The sequence below is a fragment of the Agarivorans sp. genome (genome assembly GCF_050295395.1).
GTDB lineage: Bacteria > Pseudomonadota > Gammaproteobacteria > Enterobacterales > Celerinatantimonadaceae > Agarivorans.
In genome coordinates this window covers 22,503-41,343 of the sequence record NZ_JBNKPP010000153.1, presented here as the reverse complement: position 1 = coordinate 41,343, position 18,841 = coordinate 22,503, and the positions used below count along the sequence as shown (strand labels likewise).

Genomic DNA, 18,841 nt, shown 5'->3' with positions numbered 1-18,841 from the left:
TACTATGTTAGTGGTTTTTTTTGTTTTAAATCTTATACATAGTTGTTTATCTCAATCTTACAAAAACAGTGCTATTATTCACTGTCTATTAGCAACTGAAGAGCATCATGGAAAAGCACAACTGGCTAGAGGACATCCTCGCCTTAATTATTGGCAGCATAATGGTGTCATTAGGGCTGTTCTTTTTTAAAGAAACCCAGTTACTCACCGGAGGCACCGCTGGCCTCGCCTTATTAAGCAACCAGTTTATCGCGCTGTCTTTTGGCCAGATTTTCTTGTTAATCAATCTGCCATTTTTCATACTCGGCTTCGCTAAGATGGGCGCGGGTTTTACTTTACGCACCGTTGCCTGCGTAGTGCTAGTATCGCTAATGACCGACTACTTGCATTTAGTGATAGCCCTCAGTGAACTAAATCGCGCCTATGCAGCTTTGTCGGGGGGCTTTTTAATCGGCACCGGCATGCTTATCCTAATTCGCCACAAGGGCAGTTTAGGTGGCGTAAATATTCTGGCTCTCTACTTACAGCAAGCCTTTAATATTCGCGCGGGTCATGTGCAAATGGCCCTAGATGTATCAATTGTGGCCACCTCTTACTTCTTAGTGCCCTTGAGCATATTGCTATGGTCCATCGTAGGCGCCATCGCCCTGAACATTGTGATAGCCTTAAATCACAAGAGTGGCCGCTATCAGGGTTTGTCTTAATCAATGGTAAATAATAAAAGCGCGAGTTTTAGTCGCCAGTTTAAGCGCCTTGATCAGCTGCTGTATCGTTACCAAGACTACTGGCAGTTCAGCCCTTTTGAGCAGCAAACGCGTCCTTGGCAAAACCCAGCGCTAGATGCTTATCTCGACCAGCTGGAACCCAAACGACAGCAGACACCAGCGCAAGCTAAGCAAGCCGATGAAGGCTTAATTGCGTTCTTTCCAGAGCTTGCCGAAACGCTTGAGTCGCTTGCCTTAGCCAGCAGCAAGGCTGATAAACTGGCTACGCCATTTTGGCTAAATACCGGAATAAAAGGGCGTAAAGCAGAGCAAATCCAAGCCTTTAGTGAGCAGCTGCAAGGCGAGAACTTAGCCATACTGGAATGGTGTGCCGGCAAAGGCCACCTCGGTCGCTTACTCAGTTTTCACCATCAACTCTCGGTAGATAGTTTGGAGTGGCAAGCCAGTTTGTGCCAAGCGGGCCAACACACCAGCGATAAGCTCAAGCTAAGGCAACAATTTCATCACTGTGACGTGCTGAGCCCACAGGCACAACATTTTATTAAGCCACAACAACATGTGGTAGCGCTGCACGCCTGCGGTGAATTACACCTACAATTACTGCACTTGGCTAGCCAACAACAACCGCAGCGGCTTAGCCTTTGCCCCTGCTGCTATCACCTGATTGCAGAGCCACACTATCAGCCGCTATCAAGTGAAGCTCAAGCAAGCGATTTACGCTTAAGTAAAGCGGATTTACGCCTCGCGGTAGCGCAGTCGGTCACGTCTGGGCAAAGAGTACAAACCCTGCGTCAGCGGGAGATCCATTGGCGTCTTAGTTATCAGTGTTTGCGTGAACAAATCACCGGCCAAGCGCACTATCAAGCCCTTCCTTCCGTTGCCAAACATTGGTTTAGTCAGCAGGCACAATTTATTGATTTTGCCCGTTGGGCGGCGCAACAACATAGCCTAGACCTCCCCCAGCAAATAGCTCTACCGCAATTGTTAGAGCAAGGCCAGCAACGCCATCAACAAGTACAACAGTTGGAACAAGTGCAGCAGTTATTTCGCCCGCTAATTGAACGTTGGCTGCTGTTGGATCGCTGCCTATATTTACAACAACATGGTTACAAGGTTGAACTTATCGAACTGTTCCCCTTTACTACCAGTCCACGTAATAGCTTAATACAGGCCGAACTTGGCCCACGAAATTAAGCCATTACTTGCTACACTTGCGATAATGCTTGATCCTATTTTCGCTCGATTTATTGGAGCCCTTATGCCACGTCAGCTATTGTTTCTACTCTTGGGTTTAAGCCTAAGTACTTATGCCACAGAGCAGGAAGAACAATATGAAGAAGTCTTAAACCCCAGCTTGCATCAACAACAGCAAAATGCACAAACAGACACTGGGCCCACTTCCAGCCCAGCAAGCAACGAGGCTGCGGAACTACTAGCTCAGGACTCAGGCTTACCCGCTCCTCTCGATAGTATTGAAACCGTGGTAGCCGGAACCGCTGAAACTAGCGAAACCGCCACCGAGGTCGCAGCCCATAGCGAAGCCGAACCCGCTTGGGGAGCCATTTCGCTGCTAAATACCGAGCTCAGTCCCAACAGTACCGCCACCCTAGACTGGTACTCTGGCCACCTTCCTGGAGGATTTGAATTAGCTACCCCAGTGGTGGTGGTTCATGGTAAAGAGCCAGGACCACGGGTTTGCCTTACCGCCGCCATCCATGGCGATGAGGTGAATGGCGTAGAAATTGCCCGCCGCGTGGTACAAAACCTAAAAGCGGAAGACTTAAAAGGCACCATCATCTCGGTACCAGTGGTAAATATTGATGGTCTATGGCGTAAAGATCGCTATATGTCGGACAGACGTGACCTTAACCGCGCCTTTCCCGGTGATGCCAACGGCTCCACCGCCTCACGCGTTGCCCATAGCCTATTCACCAGCATCATTCGTCACTGCGATAGTTTGATCGATTTACACTCCGGCTCAATGTTTCGCGAAAACATTAGTCAGCTACGCGCCGACCTGACCCTGCCAGCAGTTGCTGAGTTAGCCAGCCACTTCGGTGCGATTCCGGTATTGCAAAGCATTGCCCCTCCCGGTAGTCTTCGCGGCGCCGCGACCGCAGCGGGCATCCCTGCGGTGGTCATGGAAGTAGGCGGCCCCTTCACTGTAGATGTCACCCTAGTGGAAACGGGCGTAAAAGCGCTACGTAGTTATCTTAGCGCCATAGACATGCTGCCGCGCTCGTTCTTTTGGTCTTCTCCACAACCGGTGTTTTATGCCTCAGAATGGCTGCGCTCGCGCCAAGGCGGCATTTTGATTAACAAAGTGACCTTAGGGCAACGAGTCAATAAAGGACAATTATTGGGAGAAATTAGCAACCCGATTACCGACGAAGTGGAAGTGCTTTATTCCCCCTTTGATGCAGTGGTACTAGGGCGCGCCCAAGACCAATTTGTCAGTGCCGGTTATGCCGTATTCAACCTTGGTGAACGTCGCACCATCGAAGACTTAGAACAGCAAGGTGAGATCATTAAACAGCAAGTGGTAGAAAAAAATGCTGAGCACATGGGGCTAAGCAAAGAGAATGCAGAACACAGCGAAACCAACATCTCCAGCCCAGCAGAACAACCAGCTGGGCAACAACAACCCGTGCCGCCAGCCAGTAGCGAAGAACCACCAGCCGAAAGCTCCGCTACTACCTTAGGCGAGCAGACCACACCAAAACCACTCCCTCAAGGAAATGAACATGAGTAATAGTGTGCAGCGCTGCCCTTGGTGCGGCCAAGATCAAGCCTATCAACATTATCACGACACGGTATGGGGGCGGCCGGTTTACGACTCCAAAGAGTTGTTCGCTAAACTTTGTCTCGATGGCCAGCAAGCAGGGCTGTCGTGGCTCACCATTTTACGCAAGCAAGCAAACTACTATCAGGCTTTTGCCCAATTTGAGCCCCAGCAACTGGCCTTGTTTAGTGAACAAGATTGTGAAGCCTTAATGGCTAATCCGGGAATCATTCGTAATCGATTAAAAATCAAATCGATAGTGAACAATGCCAAAGCCTATCTGCAGCTAGAATCACAAGGCGTGGCCTTTAATGACTACTTATGGAGTTTTGTTGGAGGCAAGACCATCGTTAATGATTTCCAGCGAAGTGAGCAAATCCCCAGTGAGAGCGCACAATCTCGGGCAATGTCAAAAGCCTTAAAAAAAGCCGGGTTTAGCTTTGTTGGCCCAACCATTTGTTATGCCTTCATGCAGGCGGTAGGCATGGTCAACGATCATTTAAGCGACTGCCATGTTTATCAGCAATGTCTAGAGTTAGCGCGTAAATAATGTATTCGAAGCGAGTATGCGGGCAGATAAAGTTAGGCTCTAAGCCTTTAGCGACTTACTCTGATAGTGTTATTGGGATGTTGTTTTGCGGCGGCTGAGGCCAGCGAGGAAAATAATGCTTCCTCTAAGAATTGAGGAGGCCGGTTCGCCTGATCGGCGATAACATAAATGCTACTATATAACTGACTGTTTACTATTAACTAGCGGCTTAATTCAGCGATGCGTTGTTCTTCAGTTTTTTGGTTACTTACTTGGCCAAGTGCAACCCAACCTAATAATTCTAACATATTCATCATGATTCTCTCTTTGTTAAAGTGTTTATTAACGGCTACGTTGTTGAAGTTCTTTTAACTTTTGAGCTTCAGTTTTGCTGCTTGAGAAATAAGCAACTAGACCCATTAGTTCATACATATTGATATCCTCTACTTTAAGACGTAAATTAACGGCTACGTTCAGCTAAAGATTTTTCGTTGCTTACTTTGTTGGCACGTAATGCGTAGTACAATCCAAATAATTCCATAATATTTCACCTGTTGTTTTAAGTTCATTTTGAAAGAAAATAACACTTACCAGCGGCTTTTTGTTATTAACTTTCTCTTACGCTTTAAATTTTATGCGACACGACGCACATTTAGTATTATGAAATTTGATTATAGCATTGCTAAATTTAACTTTTAGTAATTTTATTACCTTTAGGCAAGATTGAAAACATTTTCAAACTCCAGTGCTCGCCAGTTAAACTCGATTGCAGCCATCACGAACTATGGAAAATGATCACAAGATAGCAATAGCGAGCTTTTTCATACTGTGTTTTCGCTTATGCTAAGACAAGCTAAAGCAACTAATTTGGAGAAAGGATAATGAAAGCCGTTCAAGCACAGTTCCATGGCGACCAACTAGTAGTCAATGAGATTGCTAAGCTGCAAGCAGGCCCAGAGCAGATACTAATTGAGGTGGCCGCAGCTGGCGTCAACCCGGTAGACACCTACATTGTGGCAGGCACAAATAACTACACGGCACAGTTCCCTCACACTCCGGGAAAAGATGCTGCTGGCACAATTGTGCAATTAGGTGAACTAGTGAGCGGCTTTGAATTGGGCCAACGAGTTTATTGCAGCGGCACACTGAGCGGTGCCAGCGCCGAATACTGCTTAGCTAAACCAGAACAAGTATTTCCCCTGGCTGACTCACTCAGCTTTGAACAAGGAGCCTGTTTAGGTACGCCCTATGCCACCGCCTGGCGCGCGCTATTTATAAGAGCCCATGCTCAAGCTGGCGAAACCGTGTTGGTACACGGCGCTAGCGGCGGGGTTGGCTTAGCGGCGATTCAGTTTGCTAAAGCTGCTGGCTGCACCGTATTTGCCACCGCCGGTAGCGAACAGGGTTTAGCGCTAATCAAGCAGCAAGGAGCCGATGTGGTGGTTAACCACCATGAACCGGAGCATTACCAACAGCTGCAACAAGCCGGAAAAATAGATGTTGTTTTAGAGATGCTAGCCAACCAAAATTTAGCTGAAGACTTACCGCTACTCAATAAAGACGGTCGCGTGGTGGTAATCGGTAGCCGTGGTAGTGTGGAAATCAATCCGCGAGACCTTATGGCCCGTGATGCCTGCATCATGGGCATGGCCTTAGCGAATGCCAGTTCACAACAGCTACAGCAAATCCATCGCGCCATTTATGCGGGAGCGGAAGCAGGCTTCGTTAATCCGGTGATAGCCAAACGTTTTTCACTAGAGCAAACCGGCCAAGCCCATCAAGCAGTAATGCAAGCCGGCGCCACCGGCAATGTAGTCATAAACATCGCTTAGTCAAATAACCCCGAACGTAAAAAAGCGGCTACAGCCGCTTTTTTATCTCTATAGGATTGTGCCGGCGCTAAAGATCTTTAGTGCTCTGTAAATAGCCATAATCAGAAATTAAGGTATAGGCTCGCGCCTTCTTAGCAAAAGCCTGCTGGGATTCGATAATTTCTTTAGCCAGAGGGTCACGCTCAGCATACTCCGCCAACAATTCATCGTTCGCTTGTTTCAGTGCCACTAACACTTCTTTAGGAAAACTTCGCACCTTAATCTCTGGATACTCTTGCAGCATGGTTTCCCAGTTGTCGGTGCTCATGGCCGTAGCTTCAACAAAAATATCAAAGGCGGTTAAGCGCATGGCGGTTTGCAATATGCTTTGTAAATCGGCCGGCAGCCCTTCAAACACCTTTTTGTTTATTAAAAACATGTTTTCTGAACCAGGTTCGTGCCAACCCGTGTAATAATAAGGAGCAATTTTGTGAAAGCCCATACGCAAATCCAACGACGGGCCTACCCACTCCAAGGCATCAATGGTATTGCGCTCTAGTGCCGTATACAGCTCGGCGGGAGGAATATTCACTGGAGTGGCACCTAACTTGGCTAACACTTCACCGGCAAAGCCAGGAATGCGCATTTTTAGATTATGTAAATCTGTTACGCTATTAATCTCGTGGCGAAACCATCCCCCCATTTGTACACCGGTATTACCACCCGGAAAGGTTAATAAGCCATGCGGTTGATATACCTTGGCCATTAATTCCTTACCACCGCCATAACGATACCAAGCGTGTTGCTCCATAGCCGTCATACCAAAGGGCATGGTGGTAAAGAACATGGTATTGGGCACCTTGCCCTTGTAATAGTAGGAAGCTGAATGGCCCATGTCGTATTGACCGCTTTTTACTAAATCAAAAATACCTAAAGGGGCTTTATGTTTGTTGGCAGAGTCGACTTTTATTTTCAAGCGCCCATCAGACATTTGCTCAGCCATTTCGGCAAAACGTTGCACTCCTGAGTCTAACAATGGAAAGTTTGTTGGCCACGATTCCGCCAATTTTAAGCGATAAACCTTGCCTTCTGCCTGAACATTTAACGATAAGCTAGTACTGATCATCAGCACTGCTGCAAGCCATCCTTTGGTCATTTTTCTTCCTTTCTATTCTATCTGTCTGTTTGCTATATAGTTTTGTAGGGAATAAAAGCCGCGCCTTTATTAACATTACATTAACAGAGCAGATGAACCAAGCATAGTCGCGAATAGTCGTAGATCGGAACCGCCATAAGCAGAGCACTCCTGTCGGCTGTTATTAGGGGGTAAACACACCATTCCATCCACAGGGTCAGGCCCAGCAGCCTCGCTATATAACTATTTGATTTGCAACACAGTCAATATTCAGATAAAAACTACGCACACTCACCATAACCTTACCAAATCCCACAAAAACAGGGAATAGCGATACAATATGTTGAAAAATAACTTTCTAGCCAGTTTAATCATTGCTGGGAGCTGTAGCAGCGCTTACGCCAGTTCATTACATGTAGATTTGAATGACGACGTCGTGGAAGTCGGCTTTGAAACAGCCGTTACGGCTGGCGCAGAATTTTCTGCCAATTACCTGTACTCTCGCCCAGAAGGTGATTTAGCCGACATAGGGATCAAAGCCAGCCATCGCCAAGATATACACAGTTTTTCGATTGGCGCCAAATTCAGTAAGTTGTGGGCCAATCATCGCGGCAATCCCCACGCCTTTGCCATTGGCGGTGATTACAGCATTGATTTAGCCAACAAACTCACGCTCTCTGCTAGCGGCTATTACGCGCCTTCAGTATTAACCAGCTCGCAGCTGAGTCGCTACTATGATGTAGACGCGAAATTGGGCTACGCCATTATGCCACAAGCCAGTTTGCATATTGGTTACCGAGCCATTCAATTCCGCTATAAGGAACAAGCCAACCTCGACTTTACCAAAGGCTTATACATTGGCGCGGCCTTTAATTTCTAATCCCCTCAGCCCTGTTTAGCAGGGCAATAAAGACTAAGCGATAAGTTTCCCGGCCCAGCAACATCAAGCCAACCCACCACCAAAAACAACAAAACAAATCAATTATTGCTATAACTTAGCTATAGATGGAAACTTATTGCTCAAAACAAACAAATTAAAACATAATTAGCAAACACTCACCTTGGTGACTTTTCTATACTGTGCTTCAGTTAATTAGACGGAATAACTGGCCATGCGGAACACATTACGACTAAGCGGCAGTCAGCGCGTTAATCAGGCAAGCGCTGGCTGCTAATTCACTGTTGCCTGCGTTTTCATTTTCAATGCGCCACAAGGAGCTCTTATGTCACAGTTTAATCACCAAAAATACCAAGCTTTTCCTCCCGTGCCTTTACGTCAACGGCAATGGCCAGATCGCGTCATTAGCCAAGCACCACAATGGTGTAGCGTAGACTTACGCGATGGTAATCAAGCGCTTATTGAGCCGATGTCGGTGGAACAAAAGCAGCGCCTATTTGCATTGTTAATTAAACTTGGCTTTAAACAAATTGAAGTGGGTTTTCCTGCCGCTTCTAACACCGACTATGATTTTGTTCGTTGGTTGATCGACAATCAGCAAATCCCCGACGACGTATCAATTCAAGTGTTAACGCAGGCTCGCCCGGCCTTGATCGCCCGCACTTTTGAAGCCCTAAAAGGAGCCAAGAATGCCATCGTGCACTTATACAATTCCACTTCCAAAGTGCAGCGCGACAAGGTATTTAAGCTAGACAAACCCGGCATCATAGATATCGCAGTGCAAGGTGCGAAAGAGCTGCAAAAACACGCCGATCAATATCCACAAACTAACTGGCAATTTCAGTATTCTCCGGAAAGTTTTACCGGCACCGAACTCGACTTTGCGGTGGAGATCTGTAACGCAGTGGTGGCTGAATGGCGGCCTAAGGCCCAACAAAAAATCATTCTCAATTTGCCGGCTACGGTTGAGATGTCGACTCCCAATGTCTATGCCGATCAAATAGAATGGTTTATTCAACATATTCAACATCGTCAAGATATTATCATTAGCCAGCATACTCACAACGACCGAGGTTGTGGTATTGCCGCCGCCGAGCTCGGACAATTAGCCGGAGCAGAGCGCGTGGAAGGCACGTTATTGGGCAATGGTGAACGCACTGGCAACATGGACATCGTCACCATGGCGATGAACTTATATAGCCAAGGTATCGACCCACAACTCAAGCTAGCGGATATTGATGAGATTGTTCAGGTGGTAAAAGAGTGTACTCAATTACCAGTGCATCCGCGCCACCCTTATGTGGGCGAGTTAGTTTTTACCGCTTTCTCTGGCAGTCATCAGGATGCCATTAAAAAATGTTTAGATGCTCAGCAAGACGACGCCTATTGGGATGTTGCCTACTTGCCGATTGACCCAGCCGATCTCGGCCGCGACTATCAAGAAGTAATTCGCATTAATAGCCAATCCGGCAAAGGCGGCATCGCCTATATTCTCGATAAGGATTATGGCATCCAGTTGCCTCGCTGGGCGCTAATTGAGTTTAGTGCGGTGGTACAAAAAGACGCGGAACAAAGCGGTGAAGAAATTAGCCCACAAAAAATTTGGCAGCTATTTAATCAACATTACTTGGTGCAAGCGCAAGCCTATCAGTTGGCTAATTATCAGGTGAGCTACCAGCAGCAGGAGCAATTACAAGTTGAATTACAGCGAGAGCAACAAAGCATGCAGATTCATGCCACAGGTAATGGTGCGTTGGCGGCGTTTGCCAATGGCTTAACACAGCGCTTTGAGGTTGATATAGAAGTGCTAGATTACAATGAGCATGCGCTAAGCAAGGGAGCAGAAGCCGAAGCGGTGTGTTATATACAGGCGAAAATTGCAGGTAAGCGCTACTTGGGTGTAGCGATTGACAAAGATATTCTAACCGCCAGCCTTAAAGCCTTGTTGTGCGCGCTGAATCAGCAGGTGTTGCAACACGCCGACGCGCCCGCCCAACCGGCCTAACAGGAAGGGCCAGAGTGCACTACACTGGCCCGATAATTTTAGTGCTGATGGCCGCCTGCACCATGGGCGTGACCATGTGCGATTTCTTCCTCAGTAGCAGCTCGAACTTCAACGACTTTCAGGTCAAAATCAAGATGCTTACCCGCGTAGGGGTGGTTAGTGTCGACAGTGGCCATGAATTTACCCATTTTTAAAATGGTGACTTGGCGAGGGCCTTGCTCGGTTTGCACTAGCGCTACCATGCCCGGCCTCCAAGTTTTAGCACCTTGTAGGTGCTTCACTGAAATGCGCTCTTGTGCTTCTTCTCTACGTACACCATAAGCCTGCTCTGGCGCTAAGCTAAGTTTTACCTCATCACCGGCTTGCTTACCTTCTAAGCCTTCTTCAATTGCCGGAATCATCGCCTTATGCCCATGTAAATAAGCCACGGCTTGACCATCGGTACTCTCTAATAAAGCACCATCGGTTTCGTGTAGGGTGTATTCAAAGCGTACTACGGTATTTTTTGCAACTTGCATGCGGAATTCTCATGTTCAAAAGATGGCGACACTACAGCAAATAAACGCCCGCTTGCCAAGTATTAATGCAGCTGGGCAAAGCCTAAACTGACACGCCCTTTATTCAAGGTAGCAATTACAATCTAAAACGCTAAGAGAAAACTCGGATTGACTATGTTGTTGACCATTGCCCAACTTATTCACCAGGTTCACCTGACTAGCCAATTTAGTTAAAGAGTTACGACGATTGCGTCGCCGACGAGTAGACAATTGCACCGAAGCAATAGGGTTAAGCGAGTAGCTATTCATTGATCCTCCATGAAGTCGATATGATTGCACATCATTCAGCAAACTTTCAGAATAGACCAAGCTGCAACCACCATCCCTCCTACCAAAGTCGTATTTACTTTAGCTAAAGGGAATGGCTAAGCAAACGCTAAATTCTATAGAGACTGGCAAATAAACTCACTTAAACCACTAAAGCCACCAAGATGGGGTAACAGTTTAATCTCAAGCCCAGAATGTTGTTGTTTTGCCTCTTCGATAATACGCGGCAAATCGTTCACCACATGGGTACCTGCCGCCAAAAAATGCGGATAAATAACAATGTTATGAATGCCCTGCTGGTAACACTGAGCAATTTTTTGACTAATGCTAGGCTCTACTAGCTCTAAAAATGCCGCCTCAACCGCTTGAAATTGAGGTAGAGATGTCGCCATCTGTGCGGCAAGCTTGACCACTTCCTGATTAGACTGAGCACGACGGCTACCGTGAGCCACAACTAATAACGCTTGCATAAACTTCCTTAGAGCAAAAAAAGAAATTCATGATACGAGTTCGAACAGCAACAAAAAAGCCGTTTTGTAAAACTAAATGCGGGAAAATAAAGTTGGAGCGGAAGAAGTGAAACAATTAGCCCTTGCCGAAACAAGGGCTAATTAAAGAAACTATTTAACAGCGTCTTTTAATGCTTTACCAGCAACAAATGCAGGTACGTTAGCAGCAGCAATTTGAATCTCAGCACCAGTTTGTGGGTTACGGCCAGTGCGAGCTGCACGATGATTAACTTTGAATGTACCAAAGCCGATTAGCTGAACTTGATCGCCTTCTTTAAGCGCGTCAGTTACTGCACCTAAAGTTGATTCCAATGCTAGTTTTGCTTGTGCTTTTGATAGGTCAGCTTTTTCAGCAATAGCATCAATTAGTTCAGTTTTGTTCATAATATCTAAATCCTTTATGTTCGTTTAAATAATCCAGCTTCACTTTAAGAGAAAAAAAATCGCTGCGCAAAGAGTTTTTCCCCTTTCAAGCCTTGTTTGGCGGGGCTTTAACCAATTTATGCGTAAACAGTCACAAAAACACCGCTTAAATAATAAAGAATCACTCATTACCACTATCTAAGCTGATCCCTAAATTGCTCACACCTTGGTTAATCGCCAGCGTTTTCAAGGCTTGAAGCGAGGTTTTACTTCCGTCCAGCCGTTCAATATGGTCTAACAATTCGCTCTGAAAAGCCAACTCTTGAACCACTAATGGTTGATCCATTATTTGTTGTTCTGTTTGCTCGCCAAATTGCAGCTCAAGTAAGCTTAAAACACTCGCTAAGGAAGTTTGGCTAGCTTGTTCTGCTTCCTCTCCAGTGGCTTCTAACAAACAGCTAAACAAACAATCCACCACTACACAGCAGTCAAGTGCGGGATATACCCCGAACATGTCATAATCTTGGGGCTCAGGGATCAAGGCGTCAAAGCGCTCTCGTTGGGCGCTAAAGTTAATTTTGGTTTTAGGATGCATCACCCCTTCCCAAAATAACGCCAATAACTTATTGAATGCTGCATCATGCTCTAGTTCGACAGCTTGGCAAAACAGTAAATAATTCGGGGCCATTCTTTGTAATAAGCCAAGACAATATAAAGACTGCTGCTGACTAGTTAGGCGAGTTAGGCGCTCTGTATCACAAGGGGTAAGCATGGTTTGCTCCGCACTCCATAAAACGATTAAGATAATTAGGGCTGGTGAGCTGAGCAGCTTAACACTGCCGTAGCGCTTAGCGAAATGCCGTTTTATTACCCAACCGAAGGTCCACTATGCAAATCACTATTCTTAGCGCCGATGCTCAGCAATATTATCAACTATTACAACCACAATTTCCTCAATGTCAGTGGTTTTGGGCAGAACAAGCTGAACAACTTAGTCCAGCAGCCTTACAAAGTCAGGTGCTATTAGCCGCTCCGGCCGATGCAGCCGTTATACTCAAAGACATGCCGCAACTCGCTTGGCTACACTCCACCTTTGCTGGGGTAGATGCCCTGCTAGATAGCAGCTTACCTCGACACTATCAGCTCACCAATAGCCGTGGAGTGTTTGGACCGCTAATGAGTGAGTATGTGTTTTCTCATCTCCTTGCCTTGACTCAACAGCACCAAGCTTATCGAGCTCAACAAGCCAAAGCCTTATGGCAAGCTCTGCCCCATCAAAGCCTACAGGGGAAAACTTTCTGCTGCATAGGTAGTGGCAACATCAGCCAACACTTAGCCACTACGGCGGCACATTTTTCGATGAAACCAATCGCATTAAGCCACAGTGGCCAAGGTAAGCCAGCCTTTAACCAGGTGTATGCTTTTCAGCAAGGCTTGCCAGCTTGCCGCCAAGCCGACGTGGTGGTGGCGGTATTACCCAATACCCCTGCAAGCTACAAGATGCTAAATCAACAGTTCTTTGACCACTTAGCCGATGAGGTAATCTTTTTTAATGTGGGACGAGGCGCCACCGTAGATCATCAAGCCTTACTGGCATTTTTACAGCAAAAGCCCAAAGCATGGACGATCCTAGACGTATGTCAGCCGGAACCGCTACCTGAAGACCACCCTTTATGGCAACAGAGTAACTGTATCATTACCCCTCATATCGCTGCCCCTAGCAGGGTGAGTGATATCAGTAGGCTATTTGCTGAAAAATTGCAGGCTTATTTAGAAGGGCAAGAACTACAAGACAAGGTAGATTTTACTAAGGGCTATTAATTGCAGCGACGGTAAGTTTGGTACTTACCGTCGATTTACGATTAGACTTCATCGTCAAAAGAGATGTGCTTTTCAAGATCGAAAGCGGCAAAGGCGCGGTCACCTAAAGAGTTGAGAACTTTTACTTCCCCATCTAAGATGGCAATGATGATTTTTCCCTGCTTTTCCTCATTAGGAATGATCACTCGCCCCTTAGCACTTTGCTTTAAACCTGACAAAACTTGTTGCTGTAACAACAAAGGGTTGTCTTCATCATAGTAAAGCATGGTTACTTTCATAACTGGTTCCTAGGCCTCATCAACTCTCCAATCGTGTCTATAAAGGCCAAGCCCATAAATTTAATAAGCTTAAAGTCAACAAGACACTGCTAAACCGCCACAAAATAGGCGTTATATTTATCATGTCATTAACATTAGCACAGCATTTTATAAATGCTTAGCATTGGTTTTGTCTTTAAGCATAGCTTATAGTCGGACAAACATTTTTAAGGTGAGAAATACAATGGCTTTTAAAGAATACAAAGTTATCGCGATTACAGAAGGTGCTTTAGGCACTTTGTTTTTAGGCGCATCGGGCATGCCACTGCAAAAAGTTGAGGCCACCCTAAACAAAGAGGCAAGTGACGGCTGGCAGATGGTTTTCCAAGTTATCGAAAATCGTCGATTTTGGCTGTTTTGGAGCCGTGAAACGGTGATAGTCACGCTAGGACGTTAAGCATGCTAAACCGCCAGCACCTAGAGCAACAGCAAGAACAGCTGCGTCAGCAAGTTAATCAGCTACCAGCCAGTCAACGCAAACAGTTTTATCTAGCTTGGGAAAAACAAGTAAAAGACCCCGATAGTTACGCGGTGCTCAATTACTTGCTGCTGGCGGGATTACATCACTTTTACTTACACAAATGGTTAAGAGGGGCTATTAATCTACTGGTATCGTTACTCGCATTACTGCTATTGCTGCTCGGTATCTGGCCTTTAGGCCTCTTCTTATTAGTGGCGATAAGCCTGATCGAATTACCTGCTCTGTTTCGGGCCGACTTACAAGTATTGGCCTACAACAACCAAAAGATGCAGCAACTATTAGAGCAGGTTCAGCATTGTTAGCGCTTTGGGCCTTTAAACAACCATAAAACGAAGCCTAATACTGGAAAAGCGCAGATCAGAAAAACCCATAGGTACTTTCTGCCCACCTCCGCGCTGCTATTAATGATCTTCACGATGGCAAACATGTCGGTTACCAAGATGCCGATGCCTAACAACAATGAAAAAGACATTGTGACTCCTCTCAATAAAAGGCCTCATTCTAAATCAATTCGCCTTTGTAATCTCAATAGAATTTGCTGTTGCTGCAGCGTCTGCTTATCGTTAGCCACTAAAGCTAAACGTTGCTCTATTATCCGCTGTTCAAAATAAAGCCAACTTCTAACAAATACCGAATAACGAGTATCTAAGCCATAGGCCTCTAGGCAAGCATAATCTTGTTGCGGTGGTTGCTGATAGAGTTTAGCGCGAGAGGCCACCAATACTTCGCCAAGGCGTTGCTCCGAAGGCGCTTCACAAGCAAGACTAATAGAACAGACTAGGGCCAAGCCTGTAATGGCCAATAACTTACCTCGGTTCATCTTCACCTCGAATTATAATATTAGTTTGGCCGCCATAATCAGCAGCAGCAAAGCGAAAGCTTGTTTCAATCTTTTAGCGGGCAAACGGTAAGCTAAACGGCTCCCCAAACGGGCGAACAAAGCGCTACTGGCAATAATGCCGAACCAAGCGGGCAAATAAACATAACCCAAACTCCACTCCGGCAACCCCGGCTGTTGCCAACCATTATAAATATAGGCACTGGTGCCCACTACGGCGATGGGCAAACCACATACAGCTGCAACCGCCACCGCTTTAGGGGCCGGCACGCCAAACCAACTCAAACATGGAAATATAATAGTGCCACCACCAATACCAAACATCGCCGAAATGGTGCCTACTATCGCCCCTAACATACTGGTGCCAGTAGCCCCCGGTAAACTGCGTTGCGCTTTAGGAGTACGGCCAAATGCCATGTAGGCGGCCATCACCAATAAAAATCCGGCAAAATACCAAGTCAGTTGTTGTGCGGCCAGTTGGGTCGCTATCCAAGACCCAAGCATGGCTCCAAAAACAATACCTATACCCAGTCTTTTAACGATGGAGAGGTCAATCGAGCCTCGACAATAATGTGCGTAGCTGGCGCTGCTGGCGGTAATAAGGATTGAAGCGAGGGAGGTGCCAATGGCTAAATGAATGGCGAATTCACTAGCAAAGCCCATTGCAGCAAAGCTACCAATCAATACTGGCACGATTACCAAACCACCACCAATGCCAAATAAACCAGACATTAATCCTGCTACCGCTCCCACCAGCAGAAAGTTCAACAACATCACAATAGTATCAAGCTATTCGGTAATTTATATATGAGCCTCAGTCTGCTTTAACCACACAGGATGCGCAAGTGATTCACCAAGATTGGTCTGTAACGAGGAAAGTGGCGAAAGGTCATGTGAGCCGCCAACCCGTTTTAGTTTGTAGGTCAGCACGCATAACGCCATTAACAGAAGGACAATGCCGATTTGAAAAGGTGATTTCATACAGTAAGCTCTCAATTACGGTTTAACGAACTTCATCCGTAAAGAGTTCTAAGGCAGCGCAATATAGCACAACAAAATACAAAATCGATGGCATTTAGATAAATAAGACAAAAGTTTGGCTTTTGCCTTATTTAAATCCAAGATGCGTATTAAAGTGAGTCTAACGGTGATACTTCTGACTTAACTCGTGCACCGCATCAATGAATGCGCCTGCATGCTCTGGATTAACATCTGGGTGAATACCATGGCCTAAGTTAAATACATGGCCAGTACCCTCGCCAAAGCCCTCTAGTATTGTTTCTACTTCTTGGCGGATCCGTGGAATTGGCGCATACAACATAGAAGGATCCATATTGCCTTGCAGGGCCACTTTATCACCTACTCGCTGCTTCGCATCGGCGATATTAATCGTCCAATCTAAGCCCAACGCGTCACATCCAGTGGCCGCAATTTGCTCTAACCACTGCCCGCCATTTTTAGTAAACAAGGTCACCGGTACTCGTCTACCATCGGCTTCGCGACATAAACCATCTACAATTTTATGCATATAAGACAGCGAAAATTCTTGGTAATCTCGTGGTGACAATACCCCACCCCAAGTATCAAAAATCATCACCGACTGAGCTCCGGCGGCAATTTGCGCGTTCAAATATAAGATCACCGAATCGGCCAGCTTATCTAATAGCAGGTGCAGCGTTTGTGGCTCGCTGAACGCCATTTTTTTAATACCCGCAAAAGACTTAGTGGTGCCACCTTCCACCATGTAGGTGGCCAAGGTCCATGGGCTACCCGAAAACCCAATAAGTGGCACTTCCCCTTTTAACTCACGTTTAATGGTACGCACCGCATTCATTACATAAGCCAACTCTTGCTCAGGATCGGGAACACCTAAGGCTTCAACCTGAGCTTTACTGGTAACCGGGCGTTCAAATTTAGGCCCTTCCCCCGAGGAAAAATACAGCCCCAGTCCCATGGCATCGGGAATAGTGAGAATATCGGAAAACAAGATTGCCGCATCTAGGTCAAAGCGACGTAGAGGTTGAAGGGTCACTTCACAGGCTAAATCGGCATCTCGACACACCGTCATAAAGTCACCTGCGCCAGCGCGCACTTCTCGATATTCAGGCAAATAACGACCCGCTTGGCGCATCATCCAAACCGGTGTATGGTCAACCGGTTGTTTTAATAGTGCGCGTAAATAGCGATCATTTTTCAGTTCCGACATGCAACGTTCCTAATCATGTTAAATTTTAGCTAGTGCATTGTAACGAGCTACATTAACAACTCAAGCCTTAGTGCTGCGAACTGCCAGTTTGATGCAACCAATGCTCAATCATTTCTCGAGCGATGGTGCCATGTGGCGGTAAATTGGGCAGTTTGTCTGGCTCAAACCACTGAACATCACACAGTTCGCGACGATCAATATTTAAGTGTCCCGAATCATACTCTGCAAAATAAGCCGCCATTAAAGAATGAGGGAAAGCCCAAGGTTGGCTCTTCCAATAACGCAGGTTTTTAATCTTAACCCCAGTTTCCTCGCGCACTTCACGGTGTACCGTTTGCTCAAGCGTTTCGCCCGCTTCCACAAATCCGGCGATCGCCGTATAAATAGGCCAATCTTTTTGTTGATGGCGTCGATGGTTCGCCAATAACAATCGTTTACCATCACTAATTAATACGATGATACTGGGTGATATTCTCGGATAAGCGCGAAAGCCACAGTGTTCACACTGCATGGCCAACTCCCAATCAACCCGTTGTAAGCTTTCGCCACAACAACCACAAAAACGGTGAGTTTTAAGAAACAAGGCAAATTGCTGTGCTTTTCCCACCAAATCAAACAAGCTGGGGCTAAGCAATGCCATGCTGTTGCGTAAATCTACCCACTCTCCCATGCCCAAATCAAGCGGCTCATCTAACTCCATACGAATACAGGCTTCGCCTTTATAATGAGCAAAGCGTTCCGCTTTGGAGGTGTCTAAGAGTGGTACAGGTAAATCATCCAAGTCGCCATAGGGAATATGCTCGCCATGCGGGATCACCAAGATTTGTCGCTCACAAGTAAAAAACCACCAGCCAAATTGTTTATCCAAAGTGTCTCCTTGCTCTATCCTGCACTTGCTCAATAAGCGAATAATGACCAAGCTTACACGACATAACAAGCTTTTAACCAACAACAAATGTTTGGCACTCCGCAGTTAGGCTAAATACCAGTTGACGAGAGCAAGGAATTTATTTAGTTATAGATACAATGTTTAGGGATTTAAGGAGCAAGGGCATGCTAAGAAAAGTAGAACAAGCTCAAGCTAAATGGGGTGGTGCCAGCCAAGTGATCGACGCTTGGTTAAACGCTCGCAAACAACTACTGATTGCCTACTGTGAATTGGCCGGCTTACCTCCTTACGACAAGGTTGACCGCTCCCTTCCGGCCGCGCCTAAAATCTCTCAATTCTGTGAACAATTGGTTGATTACGTATCTACCGGACACTTTGAAATTTATGAGCAAATCGTTAACGAATGTGCCCATGATGGCGATACCGCTCCCGGAGAACGTTTACTGCCGCTGATTACCGAAACCACCGATACCGCCCTAGCGTTTAACGATAACTACGCTGAAGTGGATGAAAATATAGAACTCAATAGTTTTGACCGCGACTTGTCGCAACTGGGACAAGAAATGGAAGAACGCTTTGAGGTGGAAGATGAACTACTCGATCACCTCTATCAACATAGCCAACAGCAAGCCGCAGCAGAATAAGCTCGACTGTTTCTACAGCTAAAACAAAAAAGCAGCATCTAAATGCTGCTTTTTTACGACCATT

Annotated in this window: 23 protein-coding genes; 11 read left to right on the top strand and 12 right to left on the bottom strand. The window is 46.2% G+C overall.

Features of this window, described 5'->3' with window-relative positions:
- The first annotated feature begins 107 nt into the window (after window positions 1–107).
- From ACQY6Q_RS09200 to ACQY6Q_RS09180, 5 genes are all read left to right on the top strand, one after another.
- The gene (locus ACQY6Q_RS09200; protein ID WP_427980469.1) at window positions 108–704 is read left to right on the top strand and encodes a YitT family protein; all 597 of its coding nucleotides are present in this window, start codon (window positions 108–110) and stop codon (window positions 702–704) included.
- A 3-nt stretch (window positions 705–707) separates the two neighbouring features.
- A complete protein-coding gene (locus tag ACQY6Q_RS09195; RefSeq protein ID WP_427980467.1) occupies window positions 708–1,919 on the top strand; it encodes a methyltransferase in 1,212 nt (403 codons plus the stop codon).
- Between the two features lie 64 nt (window positions 1,920–1,983).
- Window positions 1,984–3,477 carry a succinylglutamate desuccinylase/aspartoacylase family protein gene (locus ACQY6Q_RS09190; RefSeq protein ID WP_427980464.1) on the top strand — a complete coding sequence of 498 codons (1,494 nt, stop codon included), beginning with the start codon at window positions 1,984–1,986 and terminating at the stop codon, window positions 3,475–3,477.
- Window positions 3,470–4,057 (top strand): DNA-3-methyladenine glycosylase I, encoded by a 588-nt coding sequence (locus tag ACQY6Q_RS09185; RefSeq protein ID WP_427980462.1) that lies wholly within the window; start codon window positions 3,470–3,472, stop codon window positions 4,055–4,057. Before ACQY6Q_RS09190 ends, ACQY6Q_RS09185 begins: the two co-directional genes overlap by 8 nt.
- 860 nt (window positions 4,058–4,917) lie before the next feature.
- Window positions 4,918–5,868 (top strand): NADPH:quinone reductase, encoded by a 951-nt coding sequence (locus ACQY6Q_RS09180; protein WP_427980459.1) that lies wholly within the window; start codon window positions 4,918–4,920, stop codon window positions 5,866–5,868.
- A gap of 67 nt (window positions 5,869–5,935) precedes the next feature.
- On the opposite strand, the gene ACQY6Q_RS09175 is transcribed toward ACQY6Q_RS09180, so the two are convergent.
- Window positions 5,936–7,003, bottom strand: a complete 1,068-nt coding sequence (locus ACQY6Q_RS09175) for a TRAP transporter substrate-binding protein (protein ID WP_427980457.1) — start codon at window positions 7,001–7,003, stop codon at window positions 5,936–5,938.
- A gap of 319 nt (window positions 7,004–7,322) precedes the next feature.
- On the opposite strand from ACQY6Q_RS09175, the gene ACQY6Q_RS09170 reads away from it, so the two are divergent.
- Complete coding sequence (locus ACQY6Q_RS09170; RefSeq protein WP_427980454.1) at window positions 7,323–7,862, top strand: YfaZ family outer membrane protein; 540 nt, start codon at window positions 7,323–7,325, stop codon at window positions 7,860–7,862.
- 343 nt (window positions 7,863–8,205) lie between these two features.
- Window positions 8,206–9,885 (top strand): 2-isopropylmalate synthase, encoded by a 1,680-nt coding sequence (gene leuA, locus ACQY6Q_RS09165; RefSeq protein ID WP_427980451.1) that lies wholly within the window; start codon window positions 8,206–8,208, stop codon window positions 9,883–9,885.
- Between the two features lie 38 nt (window positions 9,886–9,923).
- Here the strand turns inward: leuA and ACQY6Q_RS09160 are convergent, their stop codons facing one another.
- The 5 genes from ACQY6Q_RS09160 to ACQY6Q_RS09140 form a co-directional block, all read right to left on the bottom strand.
- Window positions 9,924–10,403 carry an FKBP-type peptidyl-prolyl cis-trans isomerase gene (locus ACQY6Q_RS09160; protein ID WP_427980449.1) on the bottom strand — a complete coding sequence of 160 codons (480 nt, stop codon included), beginning with the start codon at window positions 10,401–10,403 and terminating at the stop codon, window positions 9,924–9,926.
- 99 nt (window positions 10,404–10,502) lie between these two features.
- Window positions 10,503–10,691 carry a hypothetical protein gene (locus ACQY6Q_RS09155; RefSeq protein ID WP_427980447.1) on the bottom strand — a complete coding sequence of 63 codons (189 nt, stop codon included), beginning with the start codon at window positions 10,689–10,691 and terminating at the stop codon, window positions 10,503–10,505.
- A gap of 134 nt (window positions 10,692–10,825) precedes the next feature.
- Window positions 10,826–11,179: a sirohydrochlorin chelatase gene (locus ACQY6Q_RS09150; RefSeq protein ID WP_427980445.1), complete on the bottom strand. Its 354-nt coding sequence runs from the start codon at window positions 11,177–11,179 to the stop codon at window positions 10,826–10,828.
- A gap of 150 nt (window positions 11,180–11,329) precedes the next feature.
- Window positions 11,330–11,602 carry a nucleoid-associated protein HU-alpha gene (hupA, locus tag ACQY6Q_RS09145; RefSeq protein ID WP_055733924.1) on the bottom strand — a complete coding sequence of 91 codons (273 nt, stop codon included), beginning with the start codon at window positions 11,600–11,602 and terminating at the stop codon, window positions 11,330–11,332.
- A 160-nt stretch (window positions 11,603–11,762) separates the two neighbouring features.
- Window positions 11,763–12,353, bottom strand: a complete 591-nt coding sequence (locus tag ACQY6Q_RS09140; RefSeq protein ID WP_427980442.1) for a YjaG family protein — start codon at window positions 12,351–12,353, stop codon at window positions 11,763–11,765.
- Window positions 12,354–12,469: 116 nt separating this feature from the next.
- Here ACQY6Q_RS09140 and ACQY6Q_RS09135 point away from each other — a divergent pair, with 116 nt between their 5' ends.
- Window positions 12,470–13,402, top strand: a complete 933-nt coding sequence (locus tag ACQY6Q_RS09135) for a D-2-hydroxyacid dehydrogenase (protein ID WP_427980439.1) — start codon at window positions 12,470–12,472, stop codon at window positions 13,400–13,402.
- Between the two features lie 41 nt (window positions 13,403–13,443).
- On the opposite strand, the gene ACQY6Q_RS09130 is transcribed toward ACQY6Q_RS09135, so the two are convergent.
- Window positions 13,444–13,680 (bottom strand): TIGR02922 family protein, encoded by a 237-nt coding sequence (locus ACQY6Q_RS09130; RefSeq protein WP_427980437.1) that lies wholly within the window; start codon window positions 13,678–13,680, stop codon window positions 13,444–13,446.
- Between the two features lie 223 nt (window positions 13,681–13,903).
- Between ACQY6Q_RS09130 and ACQY6Q_RS09125 the strand changes: the two genes are divergently transcribed.
- On the top strand, window positions 13,904–14,116 hold the full coding sequence (locus ACQY6Q_RS09125) for a DUF4177 domain-containing protein (RefSeq protein ID WP_427980434.1): 213 nt from the start codon (window positions 13,904–13,906) through the stop codon (window positions 14,114–14,116).
- A 2-nt stretch (window positions 14,117–14,118) separates the two neighbouring features.
- Window positions 14,119–14,502: a TM2 domain-containing protein gene (locus ACQY6Q_RS09120; RefSeq protein ID WP_427980432.1), complete on the top strand. Its 384-nt coding sequence runs from the start codon at window positions 14,119–14,121 to the stop codon at window positions 14,500–14,502.
- Here the strand turns inward: ACQY6Q_RS09120 and ACQY6Q_RS09115 are convergent.
- The 5 genes from ACQY6Q_RS09115 to nudC all read right to left on the bottom strand — a co-directional run bounded on the left by ACQY6Q_RS09115 (window position 14,499) and on the right by nudC (window position 18,112).
- On the bottom strand, window positions 14,499–14,672 hold the full coding sequence (locus ACQY6Q_RS09115; protein WP_427980429.1) for a PLDc N-terminal domain-containing protein: 174 nt from the start codon (window positions 14,670–14,672) through the stop codon (window positions 14,499–14,501). The two genes, ACQY6Q_RS09120 and ACQY6Q_RS09115, sit on opposite strands and share 4 nt — an antisense overlap.
- A gap of 24 nt (window positions 14,673–14,696) precedes the next feature.
- Window positions 14,697–15,020, bottom strand: a complete 324-nt coding sequence (locus ACQY6Q_RS09110) for a hypothetical protein (protein WP_427980427.1) — start codon at window positions 15,018–15,020, stop codon at window positions 14,697–14,699.
- Between the two features lie 12 nt (window positions 15,021–15,032).
- Window positions 15,033–15,812: a sulfite exporter TauE/SafE family protein gene (locus tag ACQY6Q_RS09105; RefSeq protein WP_427980424.1), complete on the bottom strand. Its 780-nt coding sequence runs from the start codon at window positions 15,810–15,812 to the stop codon at window positions 15,033–15,035.
- 367 nt (window positions 15,813–16,179) lie between these two features.
- The gene (gene hemE, locus ACQY6Q_RS09100; protein ID WP_427980422.1) at window positions 16,180–17,244 is read right to left on the bottom strand and encodes a uroporphyrinogen decarboxylase; all 1,065 of its coding nucleotides are present in this window, start codon (window positions 17,242–17,244) and stop codon (window positions 16,180–16,182) included.
- A gap of 67 nt (window positions 17,245–17,311) precedes the next feature.
- On the bottom strand, window positions 17,312–18,112 hold the full coding sequence (nudC, locus tag ACQY6Q_RS09095; RefSeq protein ID WP_427980419.1) for an NAD(+) diphosphatase: 801 nt from the start codon (window positions 18,110–18,112) through the stop codon (window positions 17,312–17,314).
- A gap of 185 nt (window positions 18,113–18,297) precedes the next feature.
- On the opposite strand from nudC, the gene rsd reads away from it, so the two are divergent.
- Window positions 18,298–18,777 (top strand): sigma D regulator, encoded by a 480-nt coding sequence (rsd, locus tag ACQY6Q_RS09090; protein ID WP_427980417.1) that lies wholly within the window; start codon window positions 18,298–18,300, stop codon window positions 18,775–18,777.
- Window positions 18,778–18,841: the final 64 nt, after the last annotated feature.